At 69.6% G+C, this 26234-nt stretch carries 24 protein-coding genes, 2 tRNA genes, 1 other RNA gene and 1 pseudogene; 20 read left to right on the top strand and 8 right to left on the bottom strand.

What is annotated here, in order from left to right; translation table 11 throughout:
* Window positions 1-14: 14 nt before the first annotated feature.
* The 3 genes from VNO22_04840 to VNO22_04830 all read left to right on the top strand — a co-directional run bounded on the left by VNO22_04840 (window position 15) and on the right by VNO22_04830 (window position 3519).
* A complete protein-coding gene (locus VNO22_04840; GenBank protein HXG60672.1) occupies window positions 15-782 on the top strand; it encodes a hypothetical protein in 768 nt (255 codons plus the stop codon).
* A 141-nt stretch (window positions 783-923) separates the two neighbouring features.
* Entirely contained in the window at window positions 924-2084 is a 1161-nt protein-coding gene (locus VNO22_04835) for a LamG-like jellyroll fold domain-containing protein (protein ID HXG60671.1), read from the top strand.
* Window positions 2085-2100: 16 nt separating this feature from the next.
* Window positions 2101-3519: a LamG-like jellyroll fold domain-containing protein gene (locus VNO22_04830; protein HXG60670.1), complete on the top strand. Its 1419-nt coding sequence runs from the start codon at window positions 2101-2103 to the stop codon at window positions 3517-3519.
* A 23-nt stretch (window positions 3520-3542) separates the two neighbouring features.
* On the opposite strand, the gene VNO22_04825 is transcribed toward VNO22_04830, so the two are convergent.
* A tRNA-Arg gene (locus VNO22_04825) sits at window positions 3543-3619 on the bottom strand.
* A 166-nt stretch (window positions 3620-3785) separates the two neighbouring features.
* Between VNO22_04825 and VNO22_04820 the strand changes: the two genes are divergently transcribed.
* The 4 genes from VNO22_04820 to rmuC all read left to right on the top strand — a co-directional run bounded on the left by VNO22_04820 (window position 3786) and on the right by rmuC (window position 11117).
* Entirely contained in the window at window positions 3786-4007 is a 222-nt protein-coding gene (locus tag VNO22_04820; protein HXG60669.1) for a hypothetical protein, read from the top strand.
* Window positions 4008-4089: 82 nt separating this feature from the next.
* Window positions 4090-6969, top strand: coding sequence for a PD-(D/E)XK nuclease family protein (locus VNO22_04815; protein ID HXG60668.1), 2880 nt, complete (start codon window positions 4090-4092; stop codon window positions 6967-6969).
* 42 nt (window positions 6970-7011) lie between these two features.
* Window positions 7012-9858: a UvrD-helicase domain-containing protein gene (locus tag VNO22_04810; GenBank protein HXG60667.1), complete on the top strand. Its 2847-nt coding sequence runs from the start codon at window positions 7012-7014 to the stop codon at window positions 9856-9858.
* Window positions 9855-11117, top strand: coding sequence for a DNA recombination protein RmuC (gene rmuC / locus VNO22_04805; protein ID HXG60666.1), 1263 nt, complete (start codon window positions 9855-9857; stop codon window positions 11115-11117). Before VNO22_04810 ends, rmuC begins: the two co-directional genes overlap by 4 nt.
* 8 nt (window positions 11118-11125) lie before the next feature.
* Here the strand turns inward: rmuC and ffs are convergent.
* Window positions 11126-11403: signal recognition particle sRNA large type (ffs, locus tag VNO22_04800), an RNA gene on the bottom strand.
* A gap of 50 nt (window positions 11404-11453) precedes the next feature.
* Complete coding sequence (locus VNO22_04795; GenBank protein ID HXG60665.1) at window positions 11454-12455, bottom strand: glycosyltransferase; 1002 nt, start codon at window positions 12453-12455, stop codon at window positions 11454-11456.
* Between the two features lie 71 nt (window positions 12456-12526).
* Between VNO22_04795 and VNO22_04790 the strand changes: the two genes are divergently transcribed.
* The 4 genes and pseudogenes from VNO22_04790 (at window position 12527) to VNO22_04775 (ending at window position 14745) form a co-directional block, all read left to right on the top strand.
* On the top strand, window positions 12527-12904 hold the full coding sequence (locus VNO22_04790) for a hypothetical protein (GenBank protein ID HXG60664.1): 378 nt from the start codon (window positions 12527-12529) through the stop codon (window positions 12902-12904).
* Window positions 12905-12912: 8 nt separating this feature from the next.
* Window positions 12913-12969: pseudogene (locus VNO22_04785) on the top strand (hypothetical protein).
* On the top strand, window positions 12965-13492 hold the full coding sequence (locus VNO22_04780; protein HXG60663.1) for a hypothetical protein: 528 nt from the start codon (window positions 12965-12967) through the stop codon (window positions 13490-13492). Before VNO22_04785 ends, VNO22_04780 begins: the two are co-directional and overlap by 5 nt.
* The gene (locus VNO22_04775; GenBank protein HXG60662.1) at window positions 13489-14745 is read left to right on the top strand and encodes a PDZ domain-containing protein; all 1257 of its coding nucleotides are present in this window, start codon (window positions 13489-13491) and stop codon (window positions 14743-14745) included. The genes VNO22_04780 and VNO22_04775 overlap by 4 nt, the downstream gene beginning before the upstream one ends.
* Here VNO22_04775 and VNO22_04770 read toward each other — a convergent pair.
* Window positions 14708-15565 carry a DNA glycosylase gene (locus VNO22_04770; GenBank protein ID HXG60661.1) on the bottom strand — a complete coding sequence of 286 codons (858 nt, stop codon included), beginning with the start codon at window positions 15563-15565 and terminating at the stop codon, window positions 14708-14710. The two genes, VNO22_04775 and VNO22_04770, sit on opposite strands and share 38 nt — an antisense overlap.
* A 97-nt stretch (window positions 15566-15662) precedes the next feature.
* Here VNO22_04770 and VNO22_04765 point away from each other — a divergent pair, with 97 nt between their 5' ends.
* The 9 genes from VNO22_04765 (at window position 15663) to VNO22_04725 (ending at window position 22210) form a co-directional block, all read left to right on the top strand.
* Window positions 15663-16751 (top strand): AAA family ATPase, encoded by a 1089-nt coding sequence (locus VNO22_04765; GenBank protein ID HXG60660.1) that lies wholly within the window; start codon window positions 15663-15665, stop codon window positions 16749-16751.
* Window positions 16748-17434: a 4-hydroxy-tetrahydrodipicolinate reductase gene (gene dapB, locus VNO22_04760; protein ID HXG60659.1), complete on the top strand. Its 687-nt coding sequence runs from the start codon at window positions 16748-16750 to the stop codon at window positions 17432-17434. The genes VNO22_04765 and dapB overlap by 4 nt, the downstream gene beginning before the upstream one ends.
* Window positions 17435-17494: 60 nt before the next feature.
* Window positions 17495-17875: an HU family DNA-binding protein gene (locus VNO22_04755; protein HXG60658.1), complete on the top strand. Its 381-nt coding sequence runs from the start codon at window positions 17495-17497 to the stop codon at window positions 17873-17875.
* On the top strand, window positions 17835-19049 hold the full coding sequence (gene sucC / locus VNO22_04750; protein ID HXG60657.1) for an ADP-forming succinate--CoA ligase subunit beta: 1215 nt from the start codon (window positions 17835-17837) through the stop codon (window positions 19047-19049). The genes VNO22_04755 and sucC overlap by 41 nt, the downstream gene beginning before the upstream one ends.
* Window positions 19046-19942 carry a succinate--CoA ligase subunit alpha gene (sucD, locus tag VNO22_04745; GenBank protein ID HXG60656.1) on the top strand — a complete coding sequence of 299 codons (897 nt, stop codon included), beginning with the start codon at window positions 19046-19048 and terminating at the stop codon, window positions 19940-19942. Before sucC ends, sucD begins: the two co-directional genes overlap by 4 nt.
* Window positions 19939-20760 carry a carboxylating nicotinate-nucleotide diphosphorylase gene (nadC, locus tag VNO22_04740; GenBank protein ID HXG60655.1) on the top strand — a complete coding sequence of 274 codons (822 nt, stop codon included), beginning with the start codon at window positions 19939-19941 and terminating at the stop codon, window positions 20758-20760. The genes sucD and nadC overlap by 4 nt, the downstream gene beginning before the upstream one ends.
* The gene (locus tag VNO22_04735; protein ID HXG60654.1) at window positions 20751-21500 is read left to right on the top strand and encodes a biotin--[acetyl-CoA-carboxylase] ligase; all 750 of its coding nucleotides are present in this window, start codon (window positions 20751-20753) and stop codon (window positions 21498-21500) included. Before nadC ends, VNO22_04735 begins: the two co-directional genes overlap by 10 nt.
* 64 nt (window positions 21501-21564) lie before the next feature.
* Window positions 21565-21637 (top strand) — tRNA-Val (locus VNO22_04730).
* Between the two features lie 138 nt (window positions 21638-21775).
* Window positions 21776-22210, top strand: coding sequence for a hypothetical protein (locus VNO22_04725; protein ID HXG60653.1), 435 nt, complete (start codon window positions 21776-21778; stop codon window positions 22208-22210).
* Window positions 22211-22241: 31 nt separating this feature from the next.
* On the opposite strand, the gene VNO22_04720 is transcribed toward VNO22_04725, so the two are convergent.
* Genes VNO22_04720 through VNO22_04705 form a run of 4 tightly spaced genes read right to left on the bottom strand, consistent with a single transcriptional unit; the run spans window position 22242 to window position 26158 of the window.
* Window positions 22242-23267 (bottom strand): hypothetical protein, encoded by a 1026-nt coding sequence (locus VNO22_04720; protein ID HXG60652.1) that lies wholly within the window; start codon window positions 23265-23267, stop codon window positions 22242-22244.
* Between the two features lie 9 nt (window positions 23268-23276).
* Window positions 23277-24251, bottom strand: a complete 975-nt coding sequence (locus VNO22_04715) for a ThuA domain-containing protein (GenBank protein HXG60651.1) — start codon at window positions 24249-24251, stop codon at window positions 23277-23279.
* Window positions 24252-24311: 60 nt separating this feature from the next.
* Window positions 24312-25274, bottom strand: coding sequence for a cysteine synthase family protein (locus VNO22_04710; GenBank protein ID HXG60650.1), 963 nt, complete (start codon window positions 25272-25274; stop codon window positions 24312-24314).
* Window positions 25271-26158, bottom strand: coding sequence for an alpha/beta hydrolase (locus tag VNO22_04705; protein HXG60649.1), 888 nt, complete (start codon window positions 26156-26158; stop codon window positions 25271-25273). Before VNO22_04705 ends, VNO22_04710 begins: the two co-directional genes overlap by 4 nt.
* Window positions 26159-26234: the final 76 nt, after the last annotated feature.

The following is a 26234-nucleotide window of genomic DNA, read 5'->3' as shown; positions in this document are numbered from 1 at the left end:
GCCGGAGAAGATCCATGACACGATGGGCGGCGATTCTGGCGGCGGGGGTGGGACTCTGCGGGTCGGCGGGCGCGCAGGAGGCGGCTGCTCCGGCGGCGGGCCAGGGGACGGCGACCGTGACCGGCATCGTCAAGTGGAAGGGCCGGAAACCCGAAACGCCGCCTTTGACCCAGGTGCTGGGCCACGCCTTCTGCAAGGAGGCCTGCGGCGGGAAGGCGCCGCCCGACGAGCGCTGGGTATTCGGCAGGAACGGCGCCGACGAGACGCTCCAGAACGTCCTCGTGTACGTCAGCAAGGGACTCGAGGGCCGAACGTTCGATCCCCCGAAGGAGCCGGCGGTTCTCGATCAGGTGGCGTGCGTCTACACGCCCCACGTGGTCGCCGTCATGGCGGGCCAGACGCTCGAGATCCGCAACAGCGACGCAACGCTGCATAACGTGATGTGTTCGCCCCGCAACAACCGGGCGTTCAACGACGGCATGCCGGTCAAGGGGATGAAGCTCCACAAGGTCTTTAAGAGTCCCGAGTTCAAGATCGACCTTCGGTGTTTCCTTCATCCCTGGATGGTGGCGTACGTGCACGTCCTGGAGCATCCGTTCCATGCCGTAACGGGACCGGACGGGACGTTCGCGATCCGGGGGCTTCCTCCCGGGGAGTACGAGATTTCCGTGCTGCACGAGACAAGCACGGTGAAGGCGGAGCCGGCGACGGCGCGGGTCAAGGTCGCGGCGGGCGAGACGCAAACGGTGGAGTTCGTCTACCGGCTGGCCGGAGGGGAATGAGCGTTCTCCCACCCCGGCCGTTCTCATAAGGCATTGCCCTCATCCCGTCCTCCCTCGAATTCACATGGAATCATAATTTCTTACCCGGTTTCCCCGGGATGGAAGAATAAAGAGGAGAATAGAACATCCGGGGGTGCGGGTATGGCGAGACCGGGGAGGGCGGCGCCGTTCTGGCCGGCCATTGTCGCGTCGATGTTGGCGGCCTGGACCGCCGAAGCGCAGCAGGGGCCTGTGGCCTATTGGAAGGGAGACGAGGCGGATCCGCCGCCGGGAAACGTCGCGGACGACTCCGCGGGGACCTATGACGGCGCCTACCAGAACGGCGCCACGACCGTGGGGCCGCTCCCGGGCACACCGGCGGCCTTCGCGTTTCCGAACGGCCGCTGCATGACCTTCGCGGGGGGTGCGCAGCCGGCGGCCCACGTGTCGGTTCCCGACGCGCCGGCCCTCCGTGTGACCGGCGATTTCACGGTCGCCTTCTGGATGCGCAAGACCGGGGACGTGTCGGACTGGGCGCGGATGGTCGGCAAAGGAAACTCCACTCAGCGCAACTTCGGGGTTTGGGAATGGGCCGGGAGCGACGGGCGGATCCTTTTTCAACAATACGATGCGTCCGGTAATGCGATCCTCAATCTGTCGAGCACGCTTCAGACGGGGGCAAACAGCTGGTACCACATCGCCTGTCAGATCCAGGGCGGCACGGCGCGGATGTACATCAACGGAGCGCTTCACGTGACGGGAACGCGGACCGGTACGCCGGGGACCTCGTCCGACCCGCTCACGATCGGCGCGGCGGCGTTTCATCAGGGCTTCCAGGGACAGATCGACGACGTCCGGCTCTATGCGCGCGCGTTGAGCGCCGGCGAGGTCGACGCCCTCTACCGGGGCTATACGGAACCCGCGGCTCCGTCGCTGACGGGCTCGGCGGGGATCATGCGGGTGGATCTGTCGTGGACGCCGGCCCCGGACCCCAATATCCCCGGCTACACGATCCAGCGGGCCCTCGCCTCGGGGGGACCGTGGGCCGATGTGGCGACATCGTACACGTCCAACAGCTACACGGATACCAACGTGAACCCATTGGAGGTCTATTACTACCGGGTCCTGGCGGTCAATGGGCTGGGATCGGCGGTCTCGAACACGGTGGGTCCCCTGCAGGTTCAGCCGTACCCGCCCCGGACCAACGACCACGAAGAAGGTCTTGTCGATGGCCGCTGCGGGTGCGGAACGTCGGGTCCGGCGCCGGCGGGGCCGGCCCTGGCGGCGGCGCTTCTGGGGGTTGCGGTCCTCCGACGGCGATGAGGCGAGCGCACGCGCCATGGGCTTGATCGGAGGCATTCTCGCGGGCTGGGCGGCCGTCGCGGCGGGCTCGTGGGCGACGTCCGTGCGACAGGACCTCGTGGGGTACTGGAGGGGGGACGAGGCGGATCCCCCGCCGGACGGCGTGGCCGCCGACGTGACGGGCGCCCATCCCGGAACGTATCGCAACGGCGCCACGACCGTGGGTCCTCTCCCCGGCACTCGACCGACCTTCAAGTTTCCGAACGACCGGTGCATGACGTTTCCCGGGGGAAACGCGCAGGTTGTTGTTCCCGACGCTCCGGCACTGCGGCTGATCGGTGACTTTACGGTTTCCTTTTGGGTTCGGGCTACGGCGGCGCCTTCCGACTGGGTACGCTTTGTAGGAAAGGGGAACTTGCAACTGCGGCAGTTCGGCGTCTGGTTGGAGCCCGGCACCCGCCGCATCCTCTTCCAACAATACAATGGAGCGGGGGAATCCATCGTCAACCTCCTGAGCTCCGCGCCCATCGGTCTGGATGCCTGGCACCATGTCGCCTGTGCGGTTCGGGGCCAGACGGCCCTGGTCTACGTCAACGGATCCCTCGGCGCCTCCGCGGCAAGGTCTGGAACGCCGGCCGTTTCGGCGGATCCGCTGACGTTCGGATACGGGGGAATGCACGGCGGCTTTCAGGGCCAGCTGGATGACATCCGGCTCTACGGCCGGGCGCTGGAGGGCGAGGAGATCGCCGTCCTGGCGCAGGGCGGCGCGGCGGTCGACGAGGCGGCCGTAGCCCAGATGCGCGCGCGGAAGGTTGAAGCGGCGATGGAGCGTTTCCGGAAACTTCTCCGGGATCCCGCGCCTCCGGTCCGGGCCGCGGCCGTCTCGGAACTGGCGGGAGTTCAGGACGAGAAGACGCTGAAGATGCTGGCTGAGATTCTCATGGGAGGGGATCCGTCGCCGGGGGTGCGCGCGGCGGCGGCCCGGGCGCTGGGGAAGTTCGGGAGGTTCCGCCCGTCGGCGGCGGCGATCCTTCGCGGGGCGATGGGCGGGCCGAACCAGAAAGAACCCGAAGTGCAGGCCGCGGTTCTGGAGGGATGGAGCGCTCTGGGCGACGAGGAGGCGCTTCCCACGATTCACCATCACTTCCGGGCCGATCCCATACGGGTGGCCAAAGCGGCCGTGGCCGCCGCGGGCGCGATGCGTCGCCGAGAATCGATCGAGCCGTTGATCGACCTCGGGGAGGATGTGGAGAAGTGGATCAAGCGGGAGCAGGCCGGACCCTACCGGGACGACCGCGGGGTGGGCGACCGGGCGGCCGCGGCGGCGCGGCTGAACGAGATGCGCGCCGAGATCTTCAGGGCGCTGCAGTCCATCACGCGGGAGAAGTGGACGACCTTCCAGGAATGGAGAATCTGGTGGTCCCGGCGCAAGGCGTCCTACAAAGTGCCCGACTGAAGCCGCGGCGGACGGCGTCGAGGTGGTGTGCCCGGCAGGACTTGAACCTGCAGCCTTCTGGTTCGTAGCCAGACGCTCTATCCAGTTGAGCTACGGGCACGGGTCCGAGGACGGCGGGCTCCGCGGGCCTCGGACGGCCGCGAACGTTCCGTAGTTTATCCTTCCCGGCCGGGTTTTCAAGAGATCTTCCGGGGCGTCCATTTTCTCCTTGATCTCGAAATCCGCCGGAGGCAAAATTTCCGTGTCTTTTGCGGGAGGAGAGGGGCATGAACGCGACCGGGGGATCGGTGGATACGCACGGCGGATCGGCTTCGATCATTTGCCCGTCCTGCGGCGAGGTCTACGACACGCCGGACCGCGTCACGGACGTCCTGCGCAATTCCGGGTTCTGCACGAATCTCACCTGCCTCGAAGACCTCACCCGTCTTCCCTTCGAGGACGTGCTCCTCCAGGCCAAGGAAGGCCGCGCCGACCGGCGGGCCTGCTGAGGGACGCGCGCCGCTTTCTTGACGGCTCCGGCGCGCGACGTATTCTGCCCGGAAGAGACGCCCGTCGCGTACACTTACCCGGATGGACCTCGTCGTCGGCCCCTTCCGCCCGGCGCTCGAGAGCGCCTTCGTCGAGACCTTCCGCCGCCTGCGGCGCCAGGAGCCCCTGGCTCCCCTGGCGGTCGTCGCCCCCTCGCGGCGGCTGGCCGATCGACTCAAACTCCTGGCCCTCGAGGCGGTCCCGGAGGGGTTCGCCGCCGCGCGGTTCTTCAACCTCTTCTCCTTCGCGCGCCGCCTGTACGAGGAATCCGCCCCCGAGGGAGCCCGCGTTCTTCTGGACGATCTGGTCCCCTCCCGCCTCCTGCGCGCGATCCTCCGCCGCCATTTCGCCGGCGAACGCTACCTCTCCCGCGCCCATTCGCCCGGCGCCCTCGTCGGCGCCCTCCACGAACTCAAGGCCGCCGCGGTCGAACCGGATGCGGCCCTCGCCCTGCTGGCCGAAGAGGAACTGGGACTCGAGGAGGCCCCCAAGCTGGCCGAGCTTCTGTCCCTCTACAAGCGCTACTCGGAAGAGCTCCGCCGCCGCAAACTCCATGTGCGCGCCGACGTCATCCGCCGCGCCGCCGAACACGCTCCCGCGTCCGCTTTCCTCGGCTCGCTCCGCCACGTCCTCTACTACGGCTTCTACGAGCTCGACCAGAACCAGATCGATCTCTTCCGCGAGGTCCGCCGGCGCACGGAGGTGACGTGCTTCTTTCCCTGCGAGGACCGGCCGGAGTACGCCTACGCGCGGGAGTTCCTGGACGCCTTCATCGCCCCCCTGGCGCGCGCCCGGCGCGACCTTCCCGCCGACGAGCCCCGGCCTAAGGTCTCGCAGATTTCGGCCTCCGGCGCCCACGACGAAGTCTGGGCGGCGGCCAAGGAAATCCTCCGATGGGCCGACCAGGGAATCCCTTACGATGAAATCGGAGTCGTCGCGCGGACGCTGGAGCCGTACGCGGACCTCGTGGACGCCGTCTTCCGCGAACATCGGATCCCCTACACGTCCAGCGCCCGCCGGCGGCTGGACCGCGATCCGCGCGTCAAGGCGGCCCGCCTGCTTTTTTCGCTCGAGGATTTCGACCGCGCGGACGTCCTGGACCTCCTGCGCTCGCCCTTCTTCCGCCGCCCCGGAGGAGATCCGGATCTCTGGGACCAGGCTTCGCGTCTCATGGGCATCGGCCGCGGGGCGGACGTCTGGCGCCGCCGCCTCGGCGGGGCCGCCGGGAAGGACTACGTGTGCGACCGCGGCGCCCGGGCCGGCAAGCGCCCGTTCGTCCTGCCGCGCTCGGAAGTGGACCTTTTCTGGGAATCCGTCCGGGGACTGCTCGAGGCTCCTCCGCCTCCGACCGGCGGCTGGGCGGATTTCGCCTCGTGGGCGCTCGAGCGCCTGCGCCGCTTCCTGCACCCCGACCCGCGCGTCGAAGCCGCCGTCGAGGGCCTGGCCGCCCTCGAGGGACTGGCGTTCGAGGAGCCTCTCGAGGTTCTCCTCGAACAGCTCGCCCGGCTCGCGGAGCCCGCCGGCGGCGCCGCCGGCGTCCAGGTGCTCGACGCTATGGCCGCCCGCGGCCTCTCCTTTCGCGCTCTGGTCGTCCTGGGACTCAACGAGCGCGTCTTCCCGCGCTTCATTCTCGAGGATCCTTTCTTCAGCGACGCCGTCCGCGCCCGCTTCGAAGCCCGCCTGGGGTGCCGCTTTCCCCGCAAGCTCCGCGGCTACGAGGAGGAGACGCTTCTTTTCTTCCTGCTCCGGCGATCCGCCGACGAAATCGTCCTTTCCTACCAGCGCTCCGACGAACAGGGCCGACTTCAGATCCCCTCGAGCTTCCTTCCCGAAGGTCCGGTCCGCCCCGTGCCCCGCCGGCCCGCCGAGCGCCTCCGGGAGACGCCCTTCGAGCTTCTGACGCCCCGGGAAGCGTCCTTGCGCACGGGCCAGGGCGAGGCGCTGGGCCGGGCGCTGGGCTGGGACGTCACCATGCTCGTGAACGGGCTCTCTTTCCTGCGGGCGATCGAGTCGCGCGGGCCGCTGACGCCCTATGACGGAACGATCGACGCGGGACCGTACTGGAACGCCGTCGCCGCCGCGGGATTCTCCCCCACGGCGCTCGAACGCCTGGCCGATTGCCCGTTCCGTTACTTCGCCTCGCAGATCCTCGATCTCGAGGAGCTCGAAGAGCCGGAGGGGGAGACGGCCCTGACGGCGCTGGACGCGGGGAACCTTTACCACGATATCCTGGAGCGTTATTACCGGGGAGGCGACCTGGCCCGGGCGCTCGAGGAGGGATTCCGGCGCGTGGAGGAGTCCCGCGCGATCCGGTATCCCGTCCTCTGGGAGGTGGAGAAGGAAGCGATCCGGAAGGTGCTCGAGGCCTTCGTCCGGGCGGACGACGTCTCGACGTTCAAGCCGCGGGACTTCGAGACGGAGCTGCGGGGGGAACTTCCCCTGGCCGTGGGCGGGCGCCGCTCGGTGGCCTTCCGCGGTTTCGCCGACCGCCTGGATCTGGACGACCGGGGCGCCTTCCGCGTCGTGGACTACAAGCGCAGCCGGAGCCGCTACTCGGATTCCATCGAGACGGGCGTCTTCAAGAAGGGCCGATACCTTCAGGCGCCTCTTTATTTCGTCATGGCCGCGGAGCGCTTCCCGGGGGCCGACCGGCGCCGCTCGCGGTTCGTGTATTACTTCCTCGAGGAGATGGCGCGCGGAGAGGACGGCGTTCTCGAATTCGACGGCGCCCTCTGGGATCGGCGCGCCGAATTCGAGGCGCTCCTGGCGCGGCTTCTGGATCGCGTGGCGCGCGGGGAGTTTCCCATCCGTGTGGGCTGGCACTGCGGCACCTGTCCGTACGGGACGATGTGCCGCAAGTCGCACCTCCCGACCCGCTGGAGGGCCGAGGAGCACGAGCGCCGGGCGACGCCGGAGGCATAGGGGCGGGATCGGTTCGGGAACTTCGATCGTAGGGAAGGGGGCATGCGTCCCGGGGACCAGGCGGAGCGAGACCGCGTCATCGCATCGACCCGGAATCTCGCCGTCACGGCGGGCGCGGGAACGGGGAAGACCACGCTTCTCGTGGACAAGATCGTCCACAAGGTGGTCGTGGAGGGGTTGCCCCTGGAGAACCTCCTCGCCCTCACGTTCACCGAGAAGGCGGCCACCGAGCTGCGCGAGCGCCTCCGGCGGCGTCTCGGAGAGGAAGGGCGGGCGGCCGCCCTCGACCGCGCGGAGATCGGGACGATCCACAGCTTCTGCGCCCACGTCCTGCGGCGCTTTCCCGTGGAGGCGGGCGTGGCCCCGGACTTCCGGGTGGACGAGGGGGCCGTGTTCCGCGTCCGCTTCGAGCGCGCCTGGCCCCGGTGGCTCGACCGCGAGCTGGGATCGGCCGCGCGCCGGCCGCGCGCGTGGAAGACCGTCCTCTCGAAGGTGGACCTCGAGACGCTGCGCGAGCTGGCCTGGGGGCTTTCGTCTTTCGGCGTGCCGCTCGACGAGCCCGGAGACGGGGCGGCGACCCTGCGGGAATTCGCCCGGGAGGCGGCCCTCGCCGCTCCGGCCCTGGCCGACGCCCTGACCGGAAAGGCGCCGGTCCCGGCCCGGTGCCGCGCCGGGGCGTCGCCTCGCGAAAAGAGCGCGTGGCGCCTGGCGCGGGACATGGCTTCGATCGACGAGGGGCTCGTCGGTCGCGCGACGGCGCTCGTTTCCGAATTCGCCCGCGAGTTCCGGCGCGACTACCTGCGCGCCGGGTACGTGACCTTCGACGCGATGCTCGCGCTGGTTCACGATCTTCTTTCCAATCCCGAGTTCCCGGAGGTTCTGGAGTTCCTGCGGAACCGCTACCGGTTCATTCTCGTGGACGAGTTCCAGGACACGGATCCGCTTCAGGGCGCGATCCTCCAGAAGCTCGCCGAGGGGCCGGACGGGCGGCTGGCTCCCGGCCGCATCCTCGTCGTGGGCGACCCCAAGCAGTCGATCTACAGTTTCCGCGGGGCGGACATCGTGGCCTACCACCGGTTCGTGGACCGCATTCTCGAGGAAGGCGGCGAGCGGGCGGTTCTGCGGACGAATTTCCGGAGCCACGGCAGGATCCTGAGCTTCGTCAACGAGGTGTTCGGCCGGCTCATCGCGTCCCACCGGCAGCTTCAGCCGGCCTATGAGCCCGTGGAGTGCCCGGAGGGACGCCGGCCCGCTTTCCCGGAGCCCACGATCGAGGCGATCCTGATCGAGGACGCGGGGGCGGAAGAGGCCCGCGAGGCGGAGGCCGAGGCGATCGCGGGGTGGATCGCCTCCCGGCGGGACGTGCGCTACCGGGACGTGGCGATTCTCCTGAGGGCGCTGTCGGACGCGAATCTGTATCTCGAGGCGCTTCGCGGCCGGGGGATTCCCTACGTGATCGAGGGCGAGAAGTATTTCTACGGGACGCCGGAAGTGGTCGATTTCGTGAATCTCCTGCGGGCGGTCGCCTATCCGCACGATCGCGTGGCGCTGGCGGCCGTGCTCCGGTCCCCGTACGGCGCGCTTTCCGACCAGGAGCTCTACGAGCGGCGCCGGGAACTGGACTACCGGAGGGCGTCGGATCTGCCGCTGTTCGGATTCCTGAGGCGCTGGAACGAGGAAGCCGGGCGCCGCGGCGTGGCCGAGCTCATCGACCTCATCTTCGAGGAGAGTTACGCGCTCGAGATCGCCCGCGCGGGCTACCACGGCGAGCAGGCCGTGGCCAACCTCCTCAAACTTCGCCGCAAGGCGGCGGATTTCGAGGCGCAGGAAGGCGGCACGCTTCGCGAGTTTCTCGTCCGGGCCGGCCGCGCGATCCGGGAGCTGGAGGAGGAAGGCGAGAGTCCCCTGGCGGACGAGACCCTGGACGCCGTTCGGGTGCTTTCCATTCACCGCGCCAAAGGACTGGAGTTTCCGGTGGTGTTTCTTCCGGACCTTCACCGCGAATTCGGCGGGACGCGCGGGGAGCCCGTGGTGCGCTACGACTGGCCCACGCGGACGCGGGGGATTCGGCTGGGGGCGGTCTGCGACGCGGGCGGGGCGGCTTTGTCCTGGCTGGACCGCGAGCGCCGCCGGGAGGAGCTGCGGCGCATCCTCTACGTGGGCATGACCCGGGCGCGGGAGGTCCTGGTGCTGACGGGAGGGGTGCGGGTCCGGGGGGAGACTTACCTTTCGATGCTGCTGCCCGATCTCGAGCGGCAGGCCCGCGTGACGCGGGTGCCGTACCGGCGGCCGGTCCTGACGGCGCCGCCCGCGCCGGCGGAGCCGGAGCGTCCGGACTTCGAGGGTCTGGCGGCCCGCTGGCGGGCGCGCGAGCGGCGGGCGTCCGTGCCCGAGCGGTTCACGAGTCCCACGCGGCTCGAGGAGACCTCCGAAGGAGAGCCGCGGGCGCCGGCCGAGGAGGCGATCGAGATCGGCCGCGTCTGCCACCGTGTCCTGGAGGCGCTCGATTTTTCGCGCCCCGAGGTGCCCGAGGGCGTTCCGCCCGAGGCGGCCCGGATTCTGGAGCGCTTCTTCCGGAGCGAGGCCTTCCGGGAGCTGGCCTCTTCCGAGATCCTGGCGCGGGAGCTTCCGTTTCTCTTTCCGCGGGGCGGCCAGGTCGTCCAGGGCGTCCTGGACGTGGTCTACCGGAAAAACGGAATTCTCTACGTGGGGGACTACAAGACCGATAAGATGCTCGAACCCGGGGAGTACGAGCTGATCCGGGATCTCTACACGGAAGCGGCGCGGAGGATTTTCCCCGGGACGCGGCCGCGCTTCCGGCTGATCGATCTCCGGAGGGGGCGGATGGTGGAGGTGGAGGCGGCGCGGCCGCCGGGAGGGAGGGCATGATGGAACTCGCGTGGGCGGCGGTCGGGGCGGCGGCGGGAGCGGCCGTGGCGTGGTTCATCCGCAAGGCCCGGGAGGCGGAGCTGCGCGCGGCGGCGGGGGAGGAGCGCGCGCGGCTGGAGGAGCGCCTGGCCGAAAGCGAGCGCCATGGGGCCGAGCAGAAGCGCCTTCTCGAGGAGGCGGAGCGCAAACTCGCCGACGCCTTCCGCGCGATGGCCGGCGAGGCGCTCCGGACGAACAACGAGGCGTTTCTCAAACTCGCCGAGCAGACGTTGAAAGGCTACCTTGCGCAGGCGACCGGGGACATCGAGCTGCGCAAGAAGGCGGTCGAGGATCTCGTCAAACCCATTCAGGAGTCGCTCCGCCGGTACCAGGAAAAGGCCGACACCCTCGAGCGCGAGCGCCAGAAGGCGTACGGGGAGCTGGCGCAGCAGCTTCAGTCCGTGGCGGCGACGCAGGAAAAGCTGCGGCTGGAGACGGGGAACCTCGTCTCGGCGCTCCGGCAGCCCCACGTGCGGGGCCGCTGGGGCGAGATCACACTCCGGCGGGTGGTCGAGCTGGCGGGCCTTTCGGAGCACTGCGATTTCACCGAGCAGGCCGCGGCCGAGGGGGAAGGGGGAACCCTGCGGCCGGATCTCGTGGTGCACCTTCCGAACCGGCGGGAGATCGTCGTGGACGCGAAGGCGGTCCTTTCGGCGTATCTCGAAGCGCTCGAGGCTCCGGCGGAGGAGGCGCGCCAGGCCGCGCTCCGCCGGCACGCGGCCCATCTTCGGGAGCGGGTGCGGGTCCTGTCGGGCAAGCGCTACTGGGAGCTTGTCGCGCAGTCGGCGGAGTTCGTGGTGCTTTTCGTGCCGGGGGAGCCGTTTCTGGCGGCCGCCGTCCAGCAGGCCCCGGACCTCCTCGAGGAGGCTCTGGCCCAGCGGGTGGTCGTGGCCACGCCGACGACGCTCGTGGCGCTCCTGAAGGCGGTGGCCTACGGGTGGCGCCAGGAGCGGCTGGCGAGAAACGCGCAGGAGGTGGCCGATCTCGGGCGCAAGCTCTTCGAGAGCGTGGAGGTCTGGGCGCGGCATCTTTCCAAGCTTCGCGAGGCGGTCTTCAACACGGTGGAGCACTTCAACGCGGCGCAGGCGTCCCTCGAGCGGTACGTTCTTTCGCGCGCGCGGCGGATGAAGGACTTGGGGATCGCCGCGGACAAGGACGTGCCGTCCCTGGCGCCCGTGACGGAAGTGCCCCGGCCGGTGGAGCTCCCGAAGCCGGAATAAAAAAATAGGCGCGCAGCTTCCCTTCGACCGTCCCAACATGGGCCCGCTTCCGGGTCGCCGGCTCCCCGGACGCAACCCGGCGGCACACGAGGGCAATCGGCTACCGTTGCTTCCTTCCGGACCTGGCGGGGTTCACCGCACCCAAGTTGCACCGGACGCCCGGATCGACGCCACGTGCCCGTGCGCTGCACACGCCGGACGGCCTCGGGGAAGCGGTCGACCCCTCTGAAGCGGGTTGAGGCACCCTTTCGGGCGGAGGCACCGCTACTTCCCCGGCCCAGCGCGCCGACCCTACTATAGCGACCGCGATCGGGGGTGACAACGGGAAAAGGAAGCTCAGGCCACGAAAAGATAGTCGCGCCCCTCGACCAGGCGCTCCCGGGCCAGACGCTCGCGGATCGTGTCCCGCGCGCCCCGCGAGCCCACCGCGCCGAGGATCACGCCCGCCCGCCGCGCCAGGCCCTCCTCCACGGAGAGGACCGGAACCCGTCCGCCGGCGATCGTTCGGCCCACCTTGCGCGGGTCGATGTCGATCGCGTACGGGACCTCGATGCCCGAGCGCAGGAGGTCCCGCGCCCAGTGGCGCCCGATGGGGCCCGCGCCCCAGACGACCACGGGGCCCCGGCCCAGGGGATGGCGCTTGAAGTAGTGAAGCTTCGCCTGGTAGAAGGCCTTCTCGGAGTACATGGGGTGCGTCCGCGTCAGGCGCCGGTCGCTGTCCCGCCAGGAGAGGAGCGTGCGGGGCAGCTTTTCGAACCGCGCGCCGCATTCCCGCAGCCGGTGCCAGAGATCGAAATCCTCCGCCCAGCCCGGGTCCCGGTAGCCCCCCGCGCGCTCGAACTTGTCGCGCCGCATGAGGACCGAGGGGTGCGCCAGGGGACTCTCCACGAAGAGATTCGCCGTGATGTCGTCGTGCGAGAGGAGCCGGTTCTGCCAGTCCACGTAGAGGCGCATCCCTTCGCCCGTGCGGCCCAGGACCCGCACCCGCGTGGCCACCACGTCCACCGCCGGCGGCGAGTCCAGGCGGGTGAGCTGAAGCAGCAGACGCCGGGGATGCATGACGTCGTCGGCGTCCATGCGCGCCAGGAGCGGTCCCGCGGCCAGCGTGGCGGCCGACCGCAGCGCCTCCACGTGGCCCACGTGGGCCCCCGTCAGGATCCGGATCCGCCGGTCCCGGCGCGCCGCCTCGTCCAGGATCTCCAGGGACGCGTCGGTCGATCCGTCGTTGACCGCCACGAGCTCCCACTCTTTGAAGCTCTGCGCCAGCACGGATTGCAGGGCCGCTCGGAGGGTCCCGGCGGCGTTATAGACGGGCATCAGGATGGAGATGAGCGGCATGGTCGGAATCCACCGGAAGACGAAAGGCGTCCTCTTGCACCTCTCACGATAAGTATAATGAAAAGAGAGCGATGAAACATCTGCCGATCCTCGCCGGCGTTCTGGCCGGCGGTCTGGGCGCCCTGCCGGATTCCTCGTGGCGGCGCGAGGCGATCGACCCCTCCACTTTCGAACTCGTCCGCTCCAGCGGTCCCCAGCGGGCTTCGTCGCTGAGCCCCGCGGGCGACACCTTCGCCGTCTACGCCGGAAACCGCGTGCGGCTTTTCGACGCGGCCGATCCCGCCCGGGAACGCGTGCTGGCCGCCCACGACGGCAACATCCACGACTCGGGCTGGAGCCGCGACGGGCGCCTCCTGGCCACCAGCGGATACGACGGCACGGTCCGGATCTGGGAGACCGCCACGGGGCGGCTCCTCAACTCCGTCCGCGCCCACGCGGGCTACGCCTGAGCGGTCGCCGTCTCCCCGGACGGGAGATTCGTCGCTACCGGCGGTAGCGCGGACGGCCTGATGAAGATCTTCGAAGTGGCCACCGGCCGCGAGGTCCGCTCGCTGGCCGCCCCCGCCGGCGCCACCTACACGCTCGCCTACGCGGCCGATGGACGCTTCCTTCTGGCCAGTCATGCCGACGAGACCTTCCGCGTGTGGAACATCCAGGACGGCGCCGAGGTCAAGCGCCTGGCGGCCGGATATGTGCATACCGTGGCCGCCTCGCGCGACGGCCGCTGGGTCGCCTTTCCGCTGCCGGAAGGGGGGCTGGCGCTCGTGGAGACCTCCGGCTGGGAGCGCCGCGCCGTTTTGGAGGGGCACCCGGGAGGAACGAGCTACGTGGCGTTTCACCCCCACGGGCGCCATCTGGCTTCCACGGGAGCCGACGGATCGCTGCGCGTGTGGGATCTGACCGGACGCAAGCCTTTCGTGACGCTTGCGGCGCAGGTGGGCAACAACTCCCGCCTGGCCTTCTCGGGGGACGGGCGGCGCCTCGTTGTGGCGGGCACGGACGGGATGATGCGCGTCTTCGCCCGAGGCCGGAAGTGAGACTCGGACCGGCGTGGGTCGCCGCGCTCCTGGCGGCGGCGGATGTCGGGATCCCCCCGCAGCCGCTCAAGCCGTCCGAGGTGGGGCTCCAGCGCACGATCGCTCCTCTCTGGGATCCGTACGGGGCGGAGTTCAGTCCGGACGGACGCCTCCTGGCGGTGGCCTGTGGAACGGAGGTCCGGCTCTACGGCACGCAGGCCTGGAAGGAAGTCGCACGCCTGCGCGGGGCTTCCGAAAATCTCCTGAGCGTGACTTTCTCTCCGGACGGAAAGATGCTGGCGGCCGGAGGGTTCCAGGGAGGGGTCGTTCTCTGGGATCTCGAGGAGGGGCGGGTTCGGCGCACGCTGGCGGGACACCGGGCGTACGTGGCGGCGCTCGCGTTTCATCCGGACGGCCGCCGGCTTCTGACCGCCTCGCACGACGGCACGGCGCGCCTGTGGGACGCGAAGGAAGGGCGGGAGCTGCGCGCCGTGGGATCGGGGGGCGCGGTCTTCGTCGCGGCGGCGTTTTCGCGGGACGGTTCGAGGGCCGCCCTGGCCGGGGCGGGGCTCCGGGTGTTCCGCACCGATCGATGGCGGGAAGAGCCGGGGCCGGCCGTGGCCGAGGAGGGATGGCTGGCGGTGGGCTTCCGGCCGGACGGTCGGCGGGGATGGGTGGCGGGGGACCGGTCCGTTCTGGTCTGGGAGGCGGGGGTGGGCGTTCCCGCGCGGGAGGTGGTTTGCGTTCCGGAGTCGGCGGCGCTGACCGCCGCGCAGCTTTCGCCGGACGGCCGTTTTTGGGCGGCCGGTTCGCAGGACGGGGCGCTTCGTTTTTTCGACGCGGGCGGGGAATCTCCGCCCACGGTGCTGGCGCATCATCAGGGGCCCGTGCGCGCCGTGGCCGTCGATCCGCGGGGCCGTTGCGTGGTGACGATCGGGAGGGATCGCCATATCAAGGTGTGGGGTCGGGTGCCGGCCGGGGTCGCGCGCCTGCGTCCCAAGGGGTTCTGCGGAATCCGGGTGGAGCAGGAGGAGAGCGGTCGCGTGGTGATCGTGGAGGTGATCGCCGGAACGCCGGCCGACGCCGCGGGCCTGCGGCGCGGAGACGTGGTTCGGAAGGTGGCCGGAACCCCGGTGGCGACTCCCACGGATTCGGTCGATCTCATCGGAAGCTTCCTGGAGGGAGAGGAGGTCGAGATCGAGGTGGAGCGCGGAGGGCAGGCGCGGGCGGTTCGGGTCACGCTGGGGCGGCGGCCGGCGGGGCTGGAGAACTGATCCGGCGGCGGGCGCGCGGCCACCACGCGTAGAGGTACTGCTGGGCGTAGCCGGCCAGGGGGCCCCACCGCTCGCGGGCGAAGGCGCGGATCTCGCGGTCCGATGCCGCCCGGTGCCGAAAAAAGAGGGTTCGCATAGCCTGGCGGATGCGGGTATCGACGGGGAAGGCCTCGAGTCGGCCGTACGCGAAGAGGAGCACGCAGTCGGCGACCTTTTCGGCCACCCCCGGAAGTTCTATCAGTCGTTCGCGGGCGGCGTCGTAGGGAAGCCGGTCCAATCCGTCGAGGAATCCGGCGGCCGCGCGGCGCGCCGTCTCCACGAGGTACGGAGCCCGGAATCCGAGTCCCAGGCGTCGGAGCGCGCGTTCGTCGCCGAGGGCGCCGGGCGCCGGGAAGGCGCGGGAGGCGAATCCGTCCAGACGCACGGGGCGTCCCCAGGCGCGGGCGAGCGCCTCGATCGTCCGGGCGATGCGGGGGATATTCGAGCAGATGGAGACGATGAAGGCGGCGGTGCATTCCCAGGGGTCCTGCCGGAGGATGCGCAGGCCGGAAACGGCGTCCAGGGCGGGCCGAAGGGCGGGATCGCGTCCGAGGGTCTGTGCGACGGCGTCTCCGTCGTGGTCGAGAGCGAAGAATCGGCGGGCGAAGGAGGCGGGAGCGCCTTCGATGCGGAGCCGGTCGCCGTCCTGGCGGGCCCGGAGGAGGCGGCCCGCCGTGTGGACGTAATAGGCGCCGCCGCCGGCGGGGGCGAAGCGGAAGAACTGTCCGCTTTCGAGGGTGCGGCCGAGGTCGAAGGCGGGAGCGGGAATCAGCGTCGCCACGCCGGCATTGTCGCGTCCGGCCGGCGGGAGGGCAAGCCGTCGCGGGCGGGTCGCACTTTCTTGTGTTCACCGCTTTTTTGTGGTGTAATCCCGCGGCGTGAAAAACCTCTTCATCACCTCGACGCGCCACAACGAGGGGAAGACCGTTCTGGCGCTCGGCATGGCGGCGGCGTTCGCCCGTCAGGTGCGCGACATCGGATACATCAAGCCGGTCGGCAAGGGGTCCGTGGAGTTCGCCGGCGAGAAGATCGACCATGACGTGGCGCTCATCAAGGAGGCATGCCGGATTCCGGCCTTCGTGCGGGACATGGGGCCGGTCTGCTACGACGGCTTCCCGACCGCGTGGATTTCTCAGGAGGGGCGGGAGGGGGTGCTCGAGAAGATCAAGGCCGGATACGCGCGGGTGGCGGCGAACAAGAATCTGGTGGTCATCGAGGGAACCGGCAACGCGGCGGCGGGGGCGGCGTTCGGGCTTTCGAACGCGTTTCTGGCGAAGCTTCTGAACGCGAAGGTGGTGCTGGTGGCCTCGGGGGGCGTGGGCCAGCCCACCGACGAGGTGATCCTCAACAAGAGTTACTTCGAGCGGGCGGGGGTGGAACTTCTCGGGGTCATCGTCAACAAGGCGTACCCGCACGAGCTGGAGCGGATCGACAAGTGGATGCGCCGGGTGCTGGACCTCATGGGGGTGAAGCTCCTGGGCGTGATTCCTTACGACAACGACCTGGCGCGGGCGACGATGCTGGATCTCCAGGAGCGGTTCCGCGGGAAGGTCCTCAACGCCGAGGGCGAGATGGGCAAGCCGCTCGGCAAGCTCGTGCTCGGGGCGATGAGCGCGGGGACGGCGCTCGACGAGCTTTCGGGGGTGGTGACGCTGCTGTGCCCGGCGGACCGGGAGGACATCCTCGTGGCGGGCCTGTCGGCCATGTTCATCAGCGGCCGGAAGGATTTCACGCTGGCGTCGGTCGTGGTGGCGGGGAGAGGGAAGCTGTCGGACACGGTGCTTCGGATGTTCAAGCGGACGGCGATTCCGGTGGTTCAGGTCGAGACGGACGTCTACACGGTGGCGGCGGAGATTCACGCGGGGAACTTCAAGATCCTGCCCTCGGATCGGGAGAAGATCGCCCGGGCGATCGAGGTGGTGCAGGGGCACGTGCGCCTGGATCAGGCGCTCGAGGGGCTGGCATGAGGATCGCGGTGAACGGCGCCTGCGGGCGGATGGGCCAGACGGTGCTGCGGCTGGCGCGGGAGATGGGGATCGAGGTGGCCGAGGCGATCGACGTGGCGCCGGCGCCGCCGGGCCTGGAGGTTTCGCGGTCGCTCACGAAGAAGGTGGACGCCCTGGTCGATTTCTCGACGCCCGAGGCGTCGCTTGAGCGGCTGGCGGAATGCGTGCGGTCGGGGACGCCCGCGGTGATCGGCACCACGGGCTTCACGGACGCCCAGCGGGCGCGCATCGCCGAGGCCGCGCGCGCGATCCCCGTGGTCCTCTCGTCCAACACGAGCGTGGGGGTGAATCTCCTGTTCAAGCTCGTTCCCGAGGTGGCGCGCGTGCTGGGGAAGGACTACGACATCGACATCGTCGAGACGCATCACCGGTTCAAGAAGGACGCCCCGAGCGGGACCGCCAAGACGCTGGCCGAGCGGATCGAAGCGGCCACGGGCCGGCGGCCGAACGTGCACGCGGTGCGCTCGGGGGACGTCGTGGGGGAGCACCGGGTTCTCTTCGGGTCGATCGGAGACTCGATCGAGATCGTCCACCGGGCGAGCTCGCGGGACATCTTCGCGCGCGGGGCGCTGGAGGCGGCGCGCTGGGTCGCGCGGGCGCGGCCGGGGCTTCACTCGATGCTCGAGGTGCTCGGCTCGGCGTAATCCTTGACGCCCCGCGAGGCGAAGGCTCTAATAGGCCCGTCCCATTTCCACGGAGGCGCCGTGGGCTCGACGTTGACGAAAAACGACATCGTCCGGACCTTGGCCGAGAAGTACGAGCTGGAGATCGCCTCCACGCGCCGCGTCGTTCAGGGGACGCTCGACATGATCGTGGAGTCCCTCGTTCAGGGCAACAAGGTCGAGCTCCGGAACTTCGGCGTCTTCGAGGTCATCGACCGCAAGGGCCGCATCGCCCGGAACCCGCGCTCGCGGCAGGAGGTCTTCATCCCCGAGCGCAAGGTGGTCAAGTTCAAGCCGGGAAAGGTCATGGAGGACCGGATCACCACGCCCAGCATGAAGGGCGGCATCCAGCCGGCCCCGGCGCGCCGGAAAGAGAGCTCCAGTGAATCTCCACGAGTTTCAGGCGAAGGAAATCTTCCGTAGCCACGGCCTGCCGGTCCTTCCGGGGCACGTGGCCGAAACCCCCGAGCAGGCCGCCGACGCCTTCGCGCGCCTCTCGGCCCCGGTGGCCGTGGTCAAGTCCCAGATCCATGCGGGCGGGCGCGGCAAGGGGACGGTCTACGAGAAGGACCTCAAGACCGTGCGCCTCCAGGGGGGCGTCAAGGTTGTCCGTTCCGCCTCCGAGGCGCGCGACATCGCGGCGAAGATCCTGGGATATCCGCTCGTGACCCGCCAGACGGGACCGCAGGGGCGGGTCGTTCGGCGCGTCTACGTCGAAGCTGGCTGCGAAGTGGATCGGGAGCTTTATCTGGGCATCGTGCTCGACCGCCGGGCGGGCCGGCCGGTGCTCATGGCCAGCCGCGAGGGGGGCGTCGAAATCGAGGAGGTGGCCGCGCGCGCGCCCGAGGCGATCCTCAAGGAGCATTTCGACGCGGGCTACGGGCTGCAGGCCTTTCAGGCGCGCAAAGTCGCCTTCGGCCTGGGGCTTTCCGGAGAAGCGTTCAAGCAGTTCGTCCGCATGGCCCCGGCGCTCGGCCGGCTGTACGTGGAGCGCGAGTGCACGCTCGTCGAGATCAACCCGCTCGTCGTCACGCGGCAGGGGCAGGTGCTGGCCCTCGACGCGAAGATGGCGATCGATGACCGGGCGCTGGAGCTCAAGAGGCAGCCGGCGCTGGAGGCGCTCCGGGACGTTTCGGAGGAAGATCCGCTCGAGCACGAGGCTCATCGGCACGGGCTGAACTACGTCTCGATGGACGGGAACATCGGCTGCATGGTCAACGGCGCCGGGCTGGCCATGGCCACGATGGACATCATTCAGCAGGCGGGGGGCGCGCCGGCGAACTTCCTGGACGTGGGCGGGGGCGCCAACAAGGATCAGGTGAAGAAGGCGTTCCAGCTCCTCCTGGCGAATCCTTCCGTCCGCGCCGTCTTCATCAACATCTTCGGCGGGATCCTGCGCTGCGACGTCCTGGCCCAGGGCATCGTGGACGCGGTCAAGGAGGTCGAGGTGAGGGTGCCCGTGATCGTGCGGCTGGAGGGGACCAACGTCGAGGCGGGCCGGGAGATTCTGAAGGCGAGCGGGCTGAAGATCGTGGCCGCGGCGGACATGGCCGACGGGGCGCGCAAGGCGATCGAGGCGGCGGGGCTGCGGCGATGAGCATCCTGGTCGATCGGAACACGCGGGTTCTCGTTCAGGGCCTCACGGGCGAGGCCGGCACCGTCCACGGCAACGGCATGCTGGAGTACGGCACGCAGGTCGTGGCCGGCGTGACGCCCGGGAAGGGCGGCACGACGTGGGAGTCCCGCAAGGGCGTGAAGGTCCCCGTCTTCAACACCGTGGAGGAGGCGGTCCGCAAGACGGGCGCCACGGCGAGCGTCGTGTTCGTTCCCGGGGCGGCGGCGGCCGACGGGGTGATGGAGGCGGCGGCGGCCGGGATCGAGCTGGTCGTCTGCATCACGGAGGGGATCCCGATCGTGGACGAGGTCCGGTTGCGGGCGTTCCTGAAGGACACCCGCACGCGGATGATCGGCCCGAACTGTCCGGGTCTCATCACGCCGGGGCAGACGAAGCTCGGGATCATGCCCGGATACATCCACAAGCCGGGCGACATCGGCGTGGTGTCGCGCTCCGGGACGCTCACGTACGAGGCGGTCTGGCAGCTTTCGGCGCTCGGGCTGGGGCAGTCGACGGCCGTGGGGATCGGCGGGGATCCCGTGCAGGGGACGGACTTCGTGGATGTGCTCAAGCTCTTCAACGAGGATCCGGGGACGCGGGCGGTCGTGCTGATCGGCGAGATCGGGGGATCCATGGAGGAGGAGGCCGCCGAGTGGATCGCCCGGAACATGAAAAAGCCGGTGGTGGCCTTCATCGGGGGGCAGACGGCTCCCCCGGGCAAGCGGATGGGCCACGCGGGGGCGATCATCCAGGGCGGCAAGGGCACGGCGGCGGCCAAGTACGAGGCGCTCCGGGCCGCGGGGGCGACCTGCGTGCAAAGTCCCGCCGACATCGGCCGCACGATGAAGGCCGTGCTGGACGGCAGAGGGAAGTGACCGAGACGCTCCGTTCGCTCGTCCGCCGCGCGCTGGCGGAGGACGGCGCGTTCCGCGACCGCACCGCCCCGATCGTGGGCGGCGCCCGGGGGCGGGGCGTGATTCTGGCGCGGCAGGATCTGGTCCTCTGCGGGCTGGAGCCCGCGGCGGAGGCGTTCCGGCAGCTCGGGGCGCGGATGTCCGCGCGGGCGCGGGACGGCGCGCGCCTGCGCCGCGGGGCGGAGGTCGCCCGCGTGTCGGGGCCCCTGCGGGCCCTCCTTTCGGCGGAGCGCACGGCGCTCAACTTTCTTCAGCGTCTTTCGGGCATCGCCACGCTCACGCGCCGCTTCGTCGAGCGCGCGCGGCCCGTCCGCGTCTACGACACGCGCAAGACCACGCCCGGGCTCCGGGAGCTCGAGAAGTACGCGGTCCGCTGCGGGGGCGGCCACAATCACCGAATGGGACTCCACGACGGCGTCATGATCAAGGACAATCACATCCGCGCGGTGGGGGATCCGGAGGCTCTGCGCGAAAAGGTGTACGGGCTGGCGGTGCGCGGGCTTCCGATCGTGATCGAAGCCCAGTCGCTCGAAGAGGCGCTTCTCTTCGCGACGTTCCCGGTGGACGTCCTGATGTTTGATAACTTCGCGGTGAGCGGATTGCGCCGGGCGGTGAAGCTGGTGCGGGGGATCAAGCCGCGTCTGGAACTGGAGGCGTCCGGCGGGGTGACGCTTTCGAACGTGGCGGCGGTGGCGCGGACGGGGGTGGATCGGGTGAGCGTGGGGGCGCTGACGCATTCGGCGCCGGCGGCGGATCTTTCTCTCGAGCTATGCGGCTGACGCCCGAGGGGATCCGGTCGGGCCTGCGGACGCGGGTGGTCGGACGGCGGATCGTGTGCGTGGACGTCTGCGCGTCCACGAACGATCTGGCCTGGAAGGAGGCGCTGGAGGGGGCGCCCGAGGGGACCGTGGTTTTCGCCGAGGAGCAGACGGCGGGGCGCGGGCGGTTCGGACGCTCGTGGGTGGCGCCGCGCGGGAAGGCGATTCTCTGCTCGATTCTCCTGCGTCCGGAGATCGATCTTGACCGGGTGCCGCTCGTGACGGCGGTCGGGGCGCTGGCGGCGGCGGACGTGGCGGGGAAGGAGGCGCGGATCCGGTTCCCGAACGACGTCATGCTCGGCGGGCGCAAGCTCGCGGGGATTCTGGTCGAGGCGCGGTTCGTCGGAAGCCGGCCGGATCTTTTCGTGCTGGGGATCGGCCTGAACGTGAACGCCCATCCGCCGGGGGTCGGGGCCGCGTCGCTCGGGCCGGGCGTCTCGCGCGAGGCCGCGGCGCGGGCGCTTCTGGAGGCGGTGGAGGACTGGTACGGACGGCTCGGAGGATCGCTCAAGGATTTCCGCAAGGCCTGGCGCGAGCGCTCGTTCATTCTGAGCCGGCGCGTGCGGGTGAAGGAGGCCGGACGGTCCGTCGAGGGGACGGTGGAGGACGTGGATCCGATCGACGGGGTGATTCTGCGGCTGGACACGGGGCATCTGAGGAGCTTCCGCGGCGAGCACGTCGAGCATCTCGAGGTGCTCTGATCGAAGCCCCGCAAAGAGTTTGATTTGGGCGGGGTCGTTCACTACACTGGGAGCGATCGCTCACGGGCGCTTAGCTCAGTTGGTAGAGCGCTTGGATCACACCCAAGAGGTCACAGGTTCGAGTCCTGTAGCGCCCATTTTCGTTCTTCGCCCTTTTTCACGTCGTTCCGCGCGGCTCAGTCCCCGGGCGTTCGAGCGGCGTGATGCCATTTCCGCGGTCGAGAGCAGCACGGATGGGCTGACTTCCTGGAAACGGAGATTTATGAGGAGGTCCGATGAGGCAGACGTTCCTGGGAATCGGCGTGCTGGTGATCCTGGCGGGGTGCGTTCGAGGCGTCAACGCGGTGCTTGTGGCCCGCGAGAAGGGCGAGGGGACCGCGCAGGTGTATCCCGTCGATCTCGAAAAGGCCTGGAACCTTTCGCGGTCCGTCCTGCGATGGGAGCGCGCCGACGCCATCGAGGAACATAAAGAGGGCGGGTACATGCTCACGACGATCGGCGCGAACTACGTGTCCGCGGGCTCCGTGGTCGGCGTCTGGGTGGAATCCGTGGATTCCGGAACCACCAAGGTGACCGTGATCTCGCGGCGTCGCGTGGCGACCGACATGGCCACAGGGATGACGGAATCCCGGTTCCATACTCTCTTTGCGCGCGGCGTCCGGCTCGTACAAGAAGGCAAGCCTTTGCCTCTGACGACGCCGCCGGACTAAGAGCCTCGCGGGGGCGGCCGTTCCTTCCGGACTACGACGGCCGGCTCATATGCTGCCGCAGGCTCGCCAGGGCCGGCTCGACCGCCCGCAGGCGGGGCTGAAGACGGATCTCGATCCCGAGCGCCGCCGCCACCGGCTCCAGCGCGGCAAAGGCGGCCGGCTTGCGGACCCGAAGGGCGCGCGGCCGGGGACTCTTCAGGTTCACCCACTTCAGGAACCGGTCGCGAAAAACGCGGGGCGGGTCGTCCGGCTCCTCCAGGTCCGCCGCCAGGACCTTTCCCGTGTCGTGGTCGGCCAGAATGCAGAGCACGGGCCGGTACGGACGGACCACCGGCCCGGGGCGGATCCATGCCGGGGCCGCCGTGAAATCGGCCTCCCAGGTCGCGGATCGAACGCCGGGGGCCTTCCGAAGAAGTTCGAGATCCTTCTCCGGCACGGGCGGGAGCCGCGGCGGCTCCTCCGTTTCCGAAGGAGGCGCCGTCCAGACGTCCGACCAGTCCGCGCCGGACTCCACCCGCGTCAGAATGCTTTTTCCATCCGGCGCTTCGAAGAGCTTCCGGTTCTTCTCGGCGCGGCGGCAGACGTCCAGCGCCTGTCGGAGCGCCACCGTCAGGCACGACGCTTCCTGCTCCGAAAGATACCACGGATACAGAAGCGGCCGATAGCTGCGAAAGAGGGGCCACGCCCGGGGACCGTGAAAGGAGAGTCCCAGCTCCTTGAGGACTTTGCGATCCCGGGCGTCCAGCGCGGCGCGGTCGTGGAACTCGACATTCAGCGTGTGCAGATAGAGAAGGATATCCGGATCGGTCGGCTGCACCTCCTCCCGCTGCATCCTCCGGTAGAAGCGATAGCCGTTCGCGCCCGGATAAACGAGCATGCCCAGGACTTCCCCCAAGGTCCCGAGCACGCAGCAATAAAGGGTTTCCCCCGTTTCCGGATGCCGGACGGCGAAAAGCTCCCCGTCGGACATCCACCGCCAGGGCGCCAGGTCCCGGAACGCGGCCGCCGCGTCGTAAAGATCGCGCCACTGGTCGAGCGTCGGCTCCGCAGGTTTCATGGGATCTCCCTATCGGTTCGCAGCGAACTTTCGGACGCTCACCCTGTCGGCCGCGGGGAAATCGGGCGGGACGTCGGTCCGCGTGACCCGGCCCGTCGCCGCCCATTCGGTCCCGCGCTGGAAGCAGACGATGAAGCCCACGCACTCCATCGAATAATCCGCGTGACCCATCGGGGTATGGAAGACGCGCCCCTTGCCGTACTCGACCGTCAGGAGCATGGGCTCGTGCCGCCCGGTGCCGCGTTTGGAGGGATCCGACCAGGCGGTCGCCAGGATCTTCATGTTCTCGGCCGGCCCGCGCAGGCGGTCATAGAGCTCGTCCCTGGCGTGCATCCACTTCTCGGGGAGCCCCCGCGTGATCGGGTGGGAGGCGTCGCGGATCACGATCTGGAATTCGTGCTCCGGACCGTGCGCGCCGCCGGGACCGGGGGCGGTGTCCCGCACCTCGCGGCCGGAGGCGTCGAAGTACACGTAGGGCCCCGTCTTCTCGTTGCGGCCGCCCCAGCCGCCGAGTCCGATCATGCGGTTGTATTCCGGCCAGTCGCCGAACGAATTGTTGGCGGCGTGGACGATGACGAGGCCTCCGCCGTTGCGGACGTACGCCTCGAACGCGGCGCGCGTCTCGTCCGGCCAGGGAGCGGCGTTCCAGCCGAAATTGGAGATCACAACCCGGTATTTCGAGAAATCGGGCTTGAAGTTCGGGTCCGCCTTGGGCTGCGGAAGATCCGTCGTTTCCTTCCCCGGCACGGGGTACTGCTTGACGAGATCGCCGCCCTTCCAGGTGAAGGCCGTGCGCTCCACGTCCACCGTGAAGAGCCCCGTCTCCTCAAGATATTTCTTCATCATCGCGGTCGTTTTCGGCCAGGCTCCATGATTGTTCTGCCCGTCGATGATGAGCGCCCGGAGTTTCTCCTGAGGGCCGCCCGCGGCGGAGGCCAGGGGCGAGGCGAGCGCGACCACCATAAGTCCGATCAGCGATCTCATGATCCGACCCTCCAAGCGGCTTTTCAGGATATCATGACGACCCCTGGGGGCGAAGAATCCTTACGGGGCCTCCCAGAGATCCGTGCTCAGGTACTTGAGGCCCGAATCGTTGACGAGAAAAACGATCCCCGGGGGCTCGGGATCCCCCTGCGCCTGCTCCAAAAGGCGCATCGCCGCCGCGAGGTTCGCCCCCGTCGAAAAGCCCCCGAAGATTCCTTCGCGCCGCGCCAGCTCGCGGGCCCACCGCATCGCCTCCTCGTCCGTCACGGCCAGGTAGCCGTCCACGAGCGCCGGGTCCCAGAGCGGCAGCGGGCGCGCGTAGCCGCCGCCCTGGAGCCGGTGGCGGGGATCCGTCACCGGCCGGCCCGCCAGGAAAGGGGCCGAGGCGGGCTCGACCGCGTAGCAGCGCACCGAAGGCTTCCGGCGCTTGAGCGCCCGCGCCACGCCCACGAACGTGCCGCCGGAGCCCGCCAGGTCGCAGAACGCCGTCACCCGCGCTCCGAGGTCCGCCCAGATCTCCTCGCCGGTGCCTTCCTCGTGGGCGCGCACGTTCGAGGGGTTGGCGAACTGATCGGCCCGGAACGCCCCCAGCTCCCGCACGAGCTCCTCCGCCCGCCGCTCCGCCCGCGCCAGGTCCTCGCCGGAGACCCGGCCCGGCGGGGAGCCCGGCGCCTGGGGCACGACCTCCACGCGCGCTCCGAGGGCCTCCATCATCCGCCGGCGCTCCACGGAATTGCCCGCCGACATCACCGCCACGAACCGCAGCCCCCGGAGCGCGCAGACGATGGCCAGCCCCGTTCCCGTGTTTCCGCTCGTCAGCTCGACCACCGTGTCCCCGGGACGCAGCCGGCCCGCCGCCAGCGCGTCCTCCACGATCCGCCGCGCGATCCGGTCCTTCTTGCTGAACCCGGGGCTCAGATACTCGATCTTGGCGAAGAGGGATCCGCGCCGGCCCCGCGTCAGCCGGGCCAGCTCGACCACGGGCGTTCGGCCGATGAGCGAAACCGCGTCGGGATGGATCATCGCTTCTCCAGAAGGCCGCGCGCCTTCATCCAGTCGGCCAAACGGTCGGGCCAGGTGGAGAGCACCGGATCCCTGCCTCCCAGTCCGAACCCGTGCGGGCCGTTTTCGTAGATGTGAAGCTCCGCCGGCACTCCCGCCTTGCGGCAGGCGAGATAGAAGTCGATGCTGTTTTCCGGCGGAACTCCCTTGTCCCCCGTCGTGTGCAGGAGAAAAACGGGCGGCGTTCGGGGCGTCACGCGGTTTTCGGTCGAAAGATCCTCCAGAAGCGCCGGGTCGGTCTCGCGATCCCCCAGGAGGTTCTTCCGGGACCCCCGATGCGCGTGCGGCCCGCGGAGGGTGATCACCGGGTAGACGAGGATCGCGAAATCCGGACGGCAGGAGACGCGCTCCACGGGATCCGGGGCCTCGGGACGTCCGTCCTCGAAGTGCGTGGCGGCGGTGGAGGCGAGATGCCCTCCCGCGGAGAATCCCCAGACGCCGATCCGCGCGGGGTCCACGCCGTATTCTCCGGCCCGGGAGCGGACCCAGCGGATCGCCCGCTGAACGTCCTGGAGCGGCGCCGGATGGCGGTAGCGGGGCGCGATGCGGTATCGAAGAACGAAGGCGCTGACGCCGCGGTCGTTGAGCCACCGGGCCACCTGGTGCCCTTCGTGGTCGAGCGCAAGCATGCCGTAGCCTCCTCCGGGACACACGACGACCGCCGTGCCGCACGCCTTGTCCGGAGGCGCCGCGTAGATCGAAAGAGAAGGGCGATCCGCCTCTTCGCGGCCCACGGCCCCGGGCGCGCCTTCCGGCCAGAGCTCGACGCGGGGTCCCGTGAGAGGAGAGGGAGGGCGTTCCTGCACCGATCCGACCAGAACGATCGCCAGAAGGAGTATTTTCACGGGAGCCTCCATCCTCGATGCGATTCCATGAACGGCTTTCCATTTTCCCCTTCGCCGAAGGATCTGCAAGGATCCG

Source organism: Planctomycetota bacterium (assembly GCA_035574235.1).
GTDB lineage: Bacteria > Planctomycetota > MHYJ01 > MHYJ01 > JACPRB01 > DATLZA01.
This window is presented reverse-complemented; position numbering and strand designations above follow the sequence as displayed.

Coding starts and splice junctions, on each gene's coding strand:
- VNO22_04790 (HXG60664.1), top strand. CDS start 12,527: ATGAAACATCTGCCGATCCTCGCCGGCGTTCTGGCCGGCGGTCTGGGC.
- VNO22_04710 (HXG60650.1), bottom strand. CDS start 25,274: ATGATCCATCCCGACGCGGTTTCGCTCATCGGCCGAACGCCCGTGGTC.
- VNO22_04815 (HXG60668.1), top strand. CDS start 4,090: ATGGACCTCGTCGTCGGCCCCTTCCGCCCGGCGCTCGAGAGCGCCTTC.
- VNO22_04780 (HXG60663.1), top strand. CDS start 12,965: ATGAAGATCTTCGAAGTGGCCACCGGCCGCGAGGTCCGCTCGCTGGCC.
- VNO22_04835 (HXG60671.1), top strand. CDS start 924: ATGGCGAGACCGGGGAGGGCGGCGCCGTTCTGGCCGGCCATTGTCGCG.
- dapB (HXG60659.1), top strand. CDS start 16,748: ATGAGGATCGCGGTGAACGGCGCCTGCGGGCGGATGGGCCAGACGGTG.
- VNO22_04840 (HXG60672.1), top strand. CDS start 15: ATGACACGATGGGCGGCGATTCTGGCGGCGGGGGTGGGACTCTGCGGG.
- rmuC (HXG60666.1), top strand. CDS start 9,855: ATGATGGAACTCGCGTGGGCGGCGGTCGGGGCGGCGGCGGGAGCGGCC.
- VNO22_04720 (HXG60652.1), bottom strand. CDS start 23,267: ATGAAACCTGCGGAGCCGACGCTCGACCAGTGGCGCGATCTTTACGAC.
- VNO22_04735 (HXG60654.1), top strand. CDS start 20,751: ATGCGGCTGACGCCCGAGGGGATCCGGTCGGGCCTGCGGACGCGGGTG.
- VNO22_04795 (HXG60665.1), bottom strand. CDS start 12,455: ATGCCGCTCATCTCCATCCTGATGCCCGTCTATAACGCCGCCGGGACC.
- VNO22_04820 (HXG60669.1), top strand. CDS start 3,786: ATGAACGCGACCGGGGGATCGGTGGATACGCACGGCGGATCGGCTTCG.
- VNO22_04810 (HXG60667.1), top strand. CDS start 7,012: ATGCGTCCCGGGGACCAGGCGGAGCGAGACCGCGTCATCGCATCGACC.
- VNO22_04725 (HXG60653.1), top strand. CDS start 21,776: ATGAGGCAGACGTTCCTGGGAATCGGCGTGCTGGTGATCCTGGCGGGG.
- VNO22_04715 (HXG60651.1), bottom strand. CDS start 24,251: ATGAGATCGCTGATCGGACTTATGGTGGTCGCGCTCGCCTCGCCCCTG.
- VNO22_04830 (HXG60670.1), top strand. CDS start 2,101: ATGGGCTTGATCGGAGGCATTCTCGCGGGCTGGGCGGCCGTCGCGGCG.
- sucD (HXG60656.1), top strand. CDS start 19,046: ATGAGCATCCTGGTCGATCGGAACACGCGGGTTCTCGTTCAGGGCCTC.